This is a genomic window from Bacillota bacterium (assembly GCA_033549065.1).
Lineage (GTDB): Bacteria > Bacillota > Dethiobacteria > DTU022 > DTU022 > JAWSUE01.
This window is the reverse complement of the sequence record JAWSUE010000021.1, coordinates 1-10,636: the sequence shown is the minus strand read 5'-3', so window position 1 is coordinate 10,636 and position 10,636 is coordinate 1. Positions and strand designations below refer to the sequence as shown.

Sequence of the window (10,636 nt, the reverse complement as noted above, 5' to 3'; positions counted from 1 at the left end):
GTACCCGTGGTCGTTATTACGATCTTTCAGGAGCTGTGCGCGATATGGTGCAGAGTCATCTCTTTCAAATGCTGGCCCTGACAGCAATCGAACCGCCTGCTCAAAGCAATCCACATACTTTGCATATTGAAAAGATAAACCTACTTAAGACTATACAACTCTGGCCGGAAGGCCCCGTCAATGAGAAAATCGTTTTCGCTCAGTACCACGGGTTCAGAGCAGAACAAGGTGTTTCACCAGATTCTAAGACTGAAACATTTAGCGCGCTGAAACTTGCAATTGATAATGACCGTTGGAGGGGTGTTCCTTTCTACCTGAGAACTGGAAAAACCCTCGGAGAAAAAATAGCAAAAATAGTAATCCAGTTCAAGGTGCCATCCAATATTGACTCTCACATACTACCGGGTAGTTCTCTTGCTGACCGAACTAACCTACCGAATCTATTAACTTTGAAAGTACAACCCCGTGAAGGTGTGGTTTTCCAGTTCAATATCAAGAAGCCAGCCACTATTGGCGAAATTGTGCCAGTTGAAATGGATTTCTGTCAACCATGTGCCTTCCTGCTTAACACACCTGAAGCCTACGAAAGGTTGCTGACTGATGCCATAATGGGCGATAAGACCCGATTCACCGGATGGAATGAAATTGAATACACCTGGTCCATAGTTGACAACATCTATCAGCAATATTATAAAGCCGGCGCTTTTATGCATCAATATGAGCCTGGAAGCAATGGGCCACAGGCTGCAATAGATATGCTTAGTAGGGATAATCGTCGTTGGTGGGAATGATAGCTACTGTTTCCCCCTGATAGAAAGGAGTAATATCAGATGATTCTGTACGATATCTCCATGACCATTAGCCCGGATATAACAGTCTACAAAAACAGAGTTGAAAAAAAGCCCGTTTTTAAAGAAACCCGTAATTTTCTTAACAACTCTGTTTATGAAACAAGGATAGACATGGATCTGCATACTGGAACTCATATAGATATGCCTCTGCATCTTTATCCCGATGGAGACGCCTCGGATAAGTGGAATATTAATCAATTCTTAACCAACTGCTTGGTTCTAGATTTTACCGTCGAGAAGGGTGTGCCGTTAACAGATCAACATCTGGAAAAGAAACTCCATGACTTCAAGACCTCAAACCAACTTGAATTGAACGAAAAATCTATTCTACTTAAAACTAATAATTCCATACAGGAAAAATTTGATTTCAATTTTACTTATCTTGATCAATCCGGTGCAGCTTTCCTGGCCGAAAAATCTATTAGTGGGGTAGGCATCGATACATTAGGGATAGAGAGGAATCAACCTTGTCATGAAACTCATAAACTGCTACTAAAAACAGGAATATGGATTATAGAAGGTTTGCGTCTGCATGAAGTTCCACAGGGAGAATATATTTTAGTCATTTTACCCCTCAAGTTGCAAGGAGTTGAAGCAATGCCGGCAAGAGCAGTAATTTTAACTCCAGGCAGCATCTGTCTTTCCTGATAAACTTATTAGTGTAGGAGTGATTATTATGAAATTTGGGCCGGATAAATACCGTCTGGTAATCAACAATATACCTGAGCAAACAATAACGGAAATATTGGAGTATTTAAATGCTGAACAGGTAGTTAATCGAATCTGGGAACGTGATTACACACTATGGAAGAACGAACCCACAGAAATTAACAACCGGCTTGGTTGGCTGGATAGCTATAAACGTATGGCGGGTGCTTTACCTGAGATTGATATTTTTGTTGAACAGATCAGAAATGAAGGTTTTAACCAGGCGCTGCTGTTGGGAATGGGTGGCTCAAGTCTGGCTCCGGGAGTTTTTCGTAAAATATTCGGCGTTCGTAGCGGTTATATCGATCTGAATATTCTCGATAGTACTGATCCAGAAGCCATTGCCGACAAAGAAGAAAAAATAAACCTGCAAAAAACATTATTTATTGTATCTACTAAATCAGGTGGAACGATTGAAACTTTATCATTGATGAATTACTTCTATAACAGAGTCCTCCAATCTCTGGGCGCAAATAATGCCGGGCGCCATTTCATTGCCATCACCGATCCCGGAAGTGGGCTGGAGAAAACAGCTAAGAAGCTACATTTCAGAAAAATATTTTTAAATGACCCTGATATCGGAGGCAGGTATTCCGCTCTTTCATATTTCGGACTGGTACCGGCAAGCTTGATAGGGATGGATATTGTTACCCTGCTTCAAAATGTCGAAGAGTTCTCCAATCACGCCAGACTCAATAACAATCAGATTATTAATGTTAATACCGCTGCGCTATTAGGAGCAGTCTTAGGTTTACTTGGCAAAAATGGGCACGATAAAGTAACATTTATTTTTTCCCCAGATATTCAACCCTTCGGGATGTGGTTGGAACAATTACTTGCCGAAAGCACTGGAAAAGAAGGCAAAGGTCTATTACCTGTTGATGGTGAAAAACTAAAAAATTCTAATTGCTACGCAAATGATCGTCTGTTTGTATGTATTAGATTGGATCATGATTTCACGTATGCTAAAGAAGTCAAGGGATTAATAGAATCAGGTCAGCCGGTAATTCAATTGAATCTACAGAATTCTTATTGTCTTGGAAGAGAAATGTTTCGCTGGATGATTGCCACAGCTGTAGCCGGATGGTCACTTAGGATTAATCCCTTTGATCAACCCGATGTTGAGTCAGCAAAAATTTTAGCCCATGAAATGGTAACAAAATACAGGGAAACTGGTAAATTATATGTAATGGAACCCGATATGAGATTAGATAATATTGAGGTTTATTTCGGCGCACAAAAATTCACTGCCGGGGACCTTAAAGATATATGGCGTGGGTTTTTTCAAAATATTAATCCCGGTACAGATATACATAAAGGACGCAGCTATGTCGCCATTCAGGCATACCTTAAACCTGAACCAAATATTGAATCAGCCCTACAACGATTACGGAATAAAATCAGCACTCTTTATCAGATAGCGGTTACAACTGATTACGGGCCTCGTTACCTTCATTCAACCGGGCAGCTTCATAAAGGAGATGCCGGAAAGGGCTTGTTTATTCAGCTTACGTCGAAATCACCAAATGATATTCCGATCCCTGATCGCCCTGGCAGTGATCAGCATTCGATTAGTTTCGGTTTACTAAAAATTGCACAGGCAATTGGCGATAGACAGGCTCTTTTAAATGCCAACAGAAATGTGATTCGCTTCCATCTATCTGAAGATCTGCCTGCAGCAATAGATAAACTAACCGAAACGCTGCAATAAACTTTCTAAATAGCAGATTAAATCAAACTTTTTAACTTTTATTCTTCAAGTGAGACCATAATAATATAAAAGCTATCTACGTTAACATCATCTATCTATAAGTTTATTTTTTTGTTGTAACCAATTCCTGGCTACTCTGCTTATGTTTGGCATAACAAACCAAGTCATAAGCAAAACTGACAGCATAGTAAAAACGAGAGTTCGAATTGGAAGAGGCCAATCATTTAAAAACAATCCTATAGTATATGAAATAATCAATACAGTTGGGAAAAGCCCAATTTCTGTAAGCAGCGCCTGCTTCCATATTGGAGGAGGTGTTCCATAAGAACAGGCAGGATCGTGAAACCAGTACTCAAGCCCGGTTGCCTTGTCGATGTGTGGCTCACCTTCTATAAATTCGCGTGACTGATTGATCCAATACGCTCGCTCATCTGAATTCTGCCATGCATTAAAATGCTCGACAGTATCAAACCGGTAAATAATGGTATGTTCGCCTTCAGCTGTTGCCGGTCGAATGTATCCTGAACCCAGATGCCCCTGGAAATGCTCTGCAGCCTTCGCAATATCGTTTACCCAGGTTCTAAATTTGTTCTCAAGCCCAGGGCGAACTCGCCTTGACACTACAACTGTTATAGGTCCTTCTGTTTCCAATAATTATCACCTCAATTATCTGTCGATGTATTTTTTCAACAAATAAATGTTATACATTAGATCAAATTCTTCATTGAGAACGAGTACAACCAGAATCCGCCTGGCTTCTTTTGAACCTGACATAGTTGCAAGCGCTGTTTTTTCAGCTGAGCTGGTGTGCTCTTTACAAAAGAGCTACATCGTGCTCCCACAGGTTATTACGCAAAACAACCGGATCTGAGATCTTCTCCTCTAAGTATTATTTCTTGGGTAAATGGTAATACTTATTCTTAATCTTCCCCGGATCCACGCCGAACTTGAATGCAATAAGCGCGTAGATAATCAGGTAAAGCGTTCGCAGAGGGGATTCAGTTTTAAACTTACGGCTGCTGCTTATTAACGGACCTTTAAGCAAAATAGTCTTCCCTAAACTTTTCAAACGTGCGCTAAAATCAACATCGGCCATGATTGGCAAAGCATTAAAACCATTCAAATCCCGGAATGAGGATTTACGAACAAAGATACCGCGGTCTCCAAAATAAGAGCCGGTCAGCCGGCAGTAGAGGTTGCCACCCAGACTAAGCAGCCGATAGAAAAAACGATCACCTTCAAGCTGCATGGTAAAAGCACCGCCGATAATATGTGAAGGAATTTTTTTTAATCGGCTGATGCAGCCTGGTGTAAGTCGCGTATCAGCGTGCAGGAAAAGCAGGATATCACCCTCTGCTTTTTCCGCCCCTTTATTAAGCTGGGCAGACAAATCAGCTATATCGAGGACAATAATCTCATCAGTATATCGACGGGCTACATTCAAAGTATTATCATTACTGGCCCCATCAACTACAATCAGCTGTATATCCTCCGGCTCCCTCAATATGCTTTCCAGACAGGCCGGCAGTAGAGATTCTTCATTGCAGGTTGGAACAATCACTGAAATAATCAATTTATCTTAACCTTCTGGCTAACTTAATAAGATTTTTAAAAAGTGGTTTTTCTGAGATCTCGGAAAACCAGTTGTCAGTTGCTCTCTGAACAGCCATCCCAAGTGTAGGATAAACATGTACAGTTAAACCTATTTCATGGAGACGCAACCCTTTTCTGCGGGCCAAAATAAATTCGTTTATCAGTTCTCCTGCTCTCGATCCCAGTATATGAACACCCAATATTTTCCCGTAAGGAGATGTAATTATTTTAACCTTCCCTCTTGCCACTCCATCTGTAATTGCCCGGTCATCACCAGCAAATGTATGGTAGTAAACTCTATAACGGTAGCTGTGCTCACGGCACTCTTCTTCGGTTAAACCCAAATGGGCCAGTTCCGGATCTGTAAAAGTGGCCCAGGGGCTTCCCTGGTAATTGACACTGCTTTTAAACGGGAACAGAGCATTACGCACAGCGCCTTTTGCTTCAATTTCTGCTATATGAGAAAAACGCAAACCGCCGATGCAATCGCCTGCAGCCCATATATTACCGGCAGTAGTCCGTAGATATTTGTTTACTATAATGCCATCTTTTTTATGCCCAACGCCGGCTGCTTCCAGATTCAGCCCTTCAGTATTGGCCTGTCGTCCAAGGGCAATAAGTAAGTGCTGCCCGTAAAGTTTATCCTCGCCGGTTTCAACAGTCCAGCCCTGATCAAGCTTAATAACTTTATTTATCTTTGAGTTGAGTCTGATATCGACTCCCTCATTTATAAGCATTTCGGTCAGTTCCCGGGCAAGTTCCTCATCATCTCGGGGCAGAACTCTATCTCGCGATTGGAAAAGAGTTACTTTTGTTCCCAGCCGATGAAAGGCCTGAGCTAACTCAGTACCGATTGGGCCACCACCGATGATTAGCAAAGACTCTGGAAGATCCGGTAGATCCCAGACTTCCTGATTGGTCAGATACCCTTCACTTAAACCGTCAATTTCCGGGATGCGGGCTGAAGAACCTGTACAAAGAATAAATTTCTTCGCTGATATAACTGTGCTATCATCCAATATCAGGGTCTGGTTATCTTTGAAAGAGGGTTTACCATGATAGATTCGCACACCATAGCGATCCAGCAAACCTTTTGCCTTGGAAGCCCTGCTTGCCTCCTGCACAGTAGCCCTGACTTTATCAAATACATTTCCTTCTGGATTGCACCCGCATTCGTGCGCCAGAGAAGATAGGTGTAAAAAGGCTTTAGAGGGAACACAACCTGTCCATGAGCATTCTCCTCCGAGGCGATCGTCTTTTTCAACCAGCGCTGTTCGAGCTCCAACAGCACCTGCTGCTACTCCGGCGACCAGACCCGCTGCGCCACCGCCGACCACTGCAAGATCATATCTATCTTTTCTCATAAACAGCTTCCCTTCGCTTGATGTTATGTTATTATATAATGAAATTGCTCAATACTCAAAATGTTTTCTATAACGGAGAGAGATAATAAATGACTAAACACAGGTTTAACGATTTTAGATTGATATCAGGAAACCTACATAGTAATAACCTGAATAGTCTGCAGGTTAACCTGGGACGATTATGTAACCTCAGCTGCAATCACTGCCATCTGGCTGCATCCCCAAATTCAACAGAAGTTATGCCCTGGACTGTTATGGAGGAAATAATTCGCGTTGTCAAAAAAGAGGAAATTAGCACCGTTGATATTACCGGTGGAGCACCTGAACTAAACCCTAATCTTAAAAAGTTTATTGACGGGCTAATACCCTCAGGGGTTAAAATTCAGCTGAGGACTAACCTGGTAGCCATGTTAGAAAAACAACAAGTAGGTCTGCCTGAATATTTTAGCGAAAAGAATATTACCCTGGTAGCCTCAATGCCATGTTACCTTGAATCAAATGTACGGGCACAGCGTGGAAATGACGTATTCAAAAAAAGTATCGACGTTTTAAAGCTTCTGAATACCTTGGGTTATGGAACAGTAAAGAACCTCGAACTGGATCTTGTTTTCAACCCAGGTGGACCTTTTCTTCCAGGTTTGCAGGAAGAACTGGAAGTAATCTATCGTCGCGAACTTCAGTTGCGCTACGATATAGTATTTAATAAACTTTTTGTACTGACCAATATGCCTGTTGGACGATTTAAAGTTATGCTCTGCCAGAATGGTATTTTTAATGAATACCTTGCTCTATTGAAAAACGCATACAACAGGGAAACCCTTAAACAGTTAATGTGTCGAAGTCAAATTTCAATTGGGTGGGATGGAACGTTATATGATTGTGATTTTAACCTGGCTTTGGGTCAGCCGATTGATATAGAAGCTTCCAATATCTCATTTTTTAATCTCCAAAAATTAATTAATAGAAAAATCGTTACAGGCGAACACTGCTTTGGCTGTACAGCCGGATCAGGTTCATCGTGTAACGGGTCACTGAAAGCGAGTGGATAAATTGCGTTTAATCATATTTACCCGCTATCCTGAAGCAGGTCAGGTTAAAACCCGCCTTATACCTACATTGGGTATAGCAGGGGCAGCAGCACTTCACCGCAAAATGACAGAACAAACAATTACAAAAACCAGCTTATTCAAAGGTGAGATTGAAGTACGTTTTACCGGGGGCAATCTTAACCTGATGAAAAAATGGCTGGGTAACAATCTGCTATACCGAGAACAGATCGGTTCTAATCTGGGGATAAGCATGAATAATGCTATGGCTGACGCTTTTTTTGAGAAGAAAAATAAAGCTGTCATCATAGGAACCGATTGCCCTGGATTAAGACTGGATCATATCAACTCTGCATTTGACGAGCTTGACAGATCAGATCTTGTTTTAGGTCCGGCGCATGATGGTGGTTATTACCTGATAGGATTGCGCAAAATTCAGAAAGAGCTGTTTAAGGGGATTACCTGGGGAAGCGACAAAGTTTACCAACAGACCTTGGATGCTGCCGCCAGGCTGAACTTAAGAATAACTGAATTAAAATGCCTTGCAGACGTTGACAAACCTGAAGATTTAGCTTTATGGATAACCAGTGAAAATCTAACGGGGGTACTTTAATTTTATCTTCCAAAATTGAATTTATCAACCTGCCTTAACCGGATCAGATACAAATCCAGAAGTATTTCACATACTGCGGTGAATTTATAACTCTAATATCAGAAGGGATATGGTTATGGTTGCCGCGGAAAAACAAAAAGTCTTCATCGCCTGCTTCGTAAACAAAACCGCATCTCCCCTCACTTACATCGTTGTTAATTCGATTAACCCAATATATCTGATAGTAATTATAACATAATATCTTGATTTTCTTCTTGCCAAATCATGTTTCACCCAGTGTGTTGGATTCCGTAATCAATTTCAGGCTTCCTCTTGCTGTAAGGTTTTTTCCTTAGCGGGGCAGAGATACGAAGGTCGATCAAATCCTGGTAAACCTCAAGCATACGCTCTGAACAAAGTTCAGAAGAAATGATTGGAGCATTGATTAAAGACTGTTTTCTCATGTGAGCGTATAAATCTTTGTCTCTTATAAGTTTGACAATAGCCTCGGTAAAAGCGGTGAGTGAGAGTTCGGTTAGAATTCCATCTTCATTGTGATTTACCATCTCTGCCGGTCCGAAGGCACGAATTGCGACTACCGGAATACCAGCAGCTTTTGCTTCCCCTATCACCAAACCCTGGGTATCTGTTACAGAGGGAAAAACAAATATATCTGCGCTTGCATAACAATGGACTATTTGTTGACGGGACAATTCTCCGGTATAAATAACCTTATTCTCGATACCCATCTGCCGGCAGAGCTGACGTAAAAAACCTTCCTGTGGTCCTTTGCCTACAAGCACCAAACGGCAAGCGGGAATACTTTTTAATACCTCTTGAAATGATTTTATTAAAAATACAACATTCTTTTCTTTACCTAGACGTCCGACAAACAGGAGAACTTTTTCGTCTGATCCAACTCCGTAATTATTACTTAACCAGTTCCTGTCAAGATCTTTAAATTCAGCCATATCAATACCTGTTGGTATTTTAACAATAGCTGTTTCGATACCGATACTTCGAAGGTAGTTTTCAACCAATTTGGTAGGAGCAATGACTACATTGCAGCTATTTGAAAAGTTTCGGGCAATTGCTTTTATTACCATCTTCGAAGTGTTTTTGACGAATGGAAAATAATGCACATATTGTTCATATAGAGTATGGAAGGTAAAAACAAGGGGCAACTTATGTTGTCTTGCCGCCCTTGCACCTAACCTACCGAGCAGGAAAGGTGAGTGGGCATGTATAATATCAAGACCGAGATCCTCAATTTTTTGATTGATACTTGCAGACATAGGAATCGGCAACGAAAAATCGGCCATTGTTGGCCAGGGCACTGAAGCAAAGCGATACACACCTTCTTCATATATTTGCTGCATGCGGGGATAATTCGGACAGAAAACAAAAACAGAATGCCCGCGCTTGATGTATTCACGTGAGAAAAGTTCAATAGATCTAACAACTCCACTGCTATAGGGACGAAAACTATCAGTAAAGACGCCAATATTCATAGTTTACTCTCCCTAATCCAGTGCAGATATTTGTCAGCTACATTCTTATTAGTTCATAGGTTTTTTTATCTGAATCTAATTAACCTGGCGACAAATAAAACTAGAACCGCTCCCAGGAATGCAATAACGATCGTTGTAAGGTTGAAGCCGCTAATTGCATTGCTTATATTAAAGAGAGCACCCGCCAACCAACCACCGACCAGCGCTCCAATCACGCCGATCACGATATTGCCAATCAACCCAAATCCTCTACCTTTAACAACAATACCGGCCAGCCATCCAACAATTACACCAACGATTATCCATGTTAAAAATCCCACTTATTTCACTCCTTATTTAGATGTTCTTATTAGCTATCGTGTATTTTCGCAACAGTGTCTTCATGATCTTTTTGCTGTTTTCTCAACTCATCTTCCAGTTTTCTCTTTTCATCTTCTAAATTGGCATGCGCTTTCGCAGCGGCTTCTTCACGTTCTTTCTGCTGCTTTCCTAATTCGTCTTCCATTTTTTTCTTCTCATCTTCCAGGGTTTTTACGCGGCTCTGCAGCTCTTTTTTAAGACCGCGATCACCCTGAGAATTCACATAGTTATGGATGCTGCGAAAGATACCTAATGAACCCATAAACAGTGCGCCTGCAACTGCGGAACCGAGGATTAACATAAAAAGGGTTAGGCTAACTTGCCCAAAAAGATAATTTACAGTAACAACCTCATTATTAATCATCGCCGCTACAACAATAATCAAACCAAACAGTAGTGCCAGCACAAGAAATATCATTCTCATTTTTGCATCTCCTTTCTATGATCAGCTCTCTAATCGAACCGATCATAATTTTCCCGTTCAGATAGTAGATTGCGCCTCTTACCGCGAGGTGTATATCTGTAAGAGACGCAACCCTTCTGTCATTCGAAAAACAATTGACCCGACTCTTTTTTTCTTATCTTGCGTTTACATAATAACAAGGATAATGCTAAGATATCTATTAGCAATATTCAAATTTTTCTATATTTATTATTATTTCGCCGGGATGGATTTAGAAAGTTTCCATCAGCCTGATGTCAAATAACTCTTTCCCTGCTGCCTGCAAATTTATCTTTATACATACTCTCTTCTCGTAAGTATTACTCATTTGTTTGCCATCATCAGAAAACTGAAACACATAACTGCGATCAATCTTGAAGAACTCACCGATCTGCTCCAGTACATGGTTAATACTCTGTTTTAGCTGTTCTGAAGGCTGGCTTGCAAAAACAGAGGAT

The 10,636-nt window shown here is 41.1% G+C and carries 12 protein-coding genes; 5 read left to right on the top strand and 7 right to left on the bottom strand.

Features of this window, described 5'->3' with window-relative positions:
- The 3 genes from SCJ97_11180 to SCJ97_11170 all read left to right on the top strand — a co-directional run.
- The coding region (locus SCJ97_11180) for a glucose-6-phosphate dehydrogenase (protein ID MDW7740596.1) at positions 1 to 791 on the top strand (791 nt) is incomplete at its 5' end.
- 39 nt (positions 792 to 830) lie between these two features.
- Positions 831 to 1,499 (top strand): cyclase family protein, encoded by a 669-nt coding sequence (locus SCJ97_11175; protein ID MDW7740595.1) that lies wholly within the window; start codon positions 831 to 833, stop codon positions 1,497 to 1,499.
- Positions 1,500 to 1,527: 28 nt separating this feature from the next.
- The gene (locus SCJ97_11170) at positions 1,528 to 3,270 is read left to right on the top strand and encodes a glucose-6-phosphate isomerase (GenBank protein MDW7740594.1); all 1,743 of its coding nucleotides are present in this window, start codon (positions 1,528 to 1,530) and stop codon (positions 3,268 to 3,270) included.
- 87 nt (positions 3,271 to 3,357) lie between these two features.
- On the opposite strand, the gene SCJ97_11165 is transcribed toward SCJ97_11170, so the two are convergent.
- The 3 genes from SCJ97_11165 to SCJ97_11155 all read right to left on the bottom strand — a co-directional run bounded on the left by SCJ97_11165 (position 3,358) and on the right by SCJ97_11155 (position 6,227).
- The gene (locus SCJ97_11165) at positions 3,358 to 3,921 is read right to left on the bottom strand and encodes an antibiotic biosynthesis monooxygenase (GenBank protein ID MDW7740593.1); all 564 of its coding nucleotides are present in this window, start codon (positions 3,919 to 3,921) and stop codon (positions 3,358 to 3,360) included.
- 238 nt (positions 3,922 to 4,159) lie between these two features.
- A complete protein-coding gene (locus tag SCJ97_11160; GenBank protein ID MDW7740592.1) occupies positions 4,160 to 4,843 on the bottom strand; it encodes a TIGR04283 family arsenosugar biosynthesis glycosyltransferase in 684 nt (227 codons plus the stop codon).
- A 1-nt stretch (position 4,844) separates the two neighbouring features.
- The gene (locus SCJ97_11155) at positions 4,845 to 6,227 is read right to left on the bottom strand and encodes an NAD(P)/FAD-dependent oxidoreductase (GenBank protein ID MDW7740591.1); all 1,383 of its coding nucleotides are present in this window, start codon (positions 6,225 to 6,227) and stop codon (positions 4,845 to 4,847) included.
- Between the two features lie 89 nt (positions 6,228 to 6,316).
- Here SCJ97_11155 and arsS point away from each other — a divergent pair, with 89 nt between their 5' ends.
- Positions 6,317 to 7,276, top strand: coding sequence for an arsenosugar biosynthesis radical SAM protein ArsS (gene arsS / locus SCJ97_11150; protein ID MDW7740590.1), 960 nt, complete (start codon positions 6,317 to 6,319; stop codon positions 7,274 to 7,276).
- Complete coding sequence (locus tag SCJ97_11145) at positions 7,269 to 7,886, top strand: TIGR04282 family arsenosugar biosynthesis glycosyltransferase (GenBank protein MDW7740589.1); 618 nt, start codon at positions 7,269 to 7,271, stop codon at positions 7,884 to 7,886. The genes arsS and SCJ97_11145 overlap by 8 nt, the downstream gene beginning before the upstream one ends.
- Before the next feature lie 269 nt (positions 7,887 to 8,155).
- On the opposite strand, the gene SCJ97_11140 is transcribed toward SCJ97_11145, so the two are convergent.
- The 4 genes from SCJ97_11140 to SCJ97_11125 form a co-directional block, all read right to left on the bottom strand.
- Positions 8,156 to 9,376, bottom strand: coding sequence for a glycosyltransferase family 4 protein (locus SCJ97_11140; GenBank protein MDW7740588.1), 1,221 nt, complete (start codon positions 9,374 to 9,376; stop codon positions 8,156 to 8,158).
- 65 nt (positions 9,377 to 9,441) lie between these two features.
- On the bottom strand, positions 9,442 to 9,696 hold the full coding sequence (locus tag SCJ97_11135; protein MDW7740587.1) for a GlsB/YeaQ/YmgE family stress response membrane protein: 255 nt from the start codon (positions 9,694 to 9,696) through the stop codon (positions 9,442 to 9,444).
- Positions 9,697 to 9,725: 29 nt separating this feature from the next.
- A complete protein-coding gene (locus tag SCJ97_11130; GenBank protein MDW7740586.1) occupies positions 9,726 to 10,160 on the bottom strand; it encodes a lipopolysaccharide assembly protein LapA domain-containing protein in 435 nt (144 codons plus the stop codon).
- A 250-nt stretch (positions 10,161 to 10,410) separates the two neighbouring features.
- Positions 10,411 to 10,636 (bottom strand): hypothetical protein (locus SCJ97_11125; protein MDW7740585.1); only part of this gene is annotated, 226 nt, incomplete at its 5' end.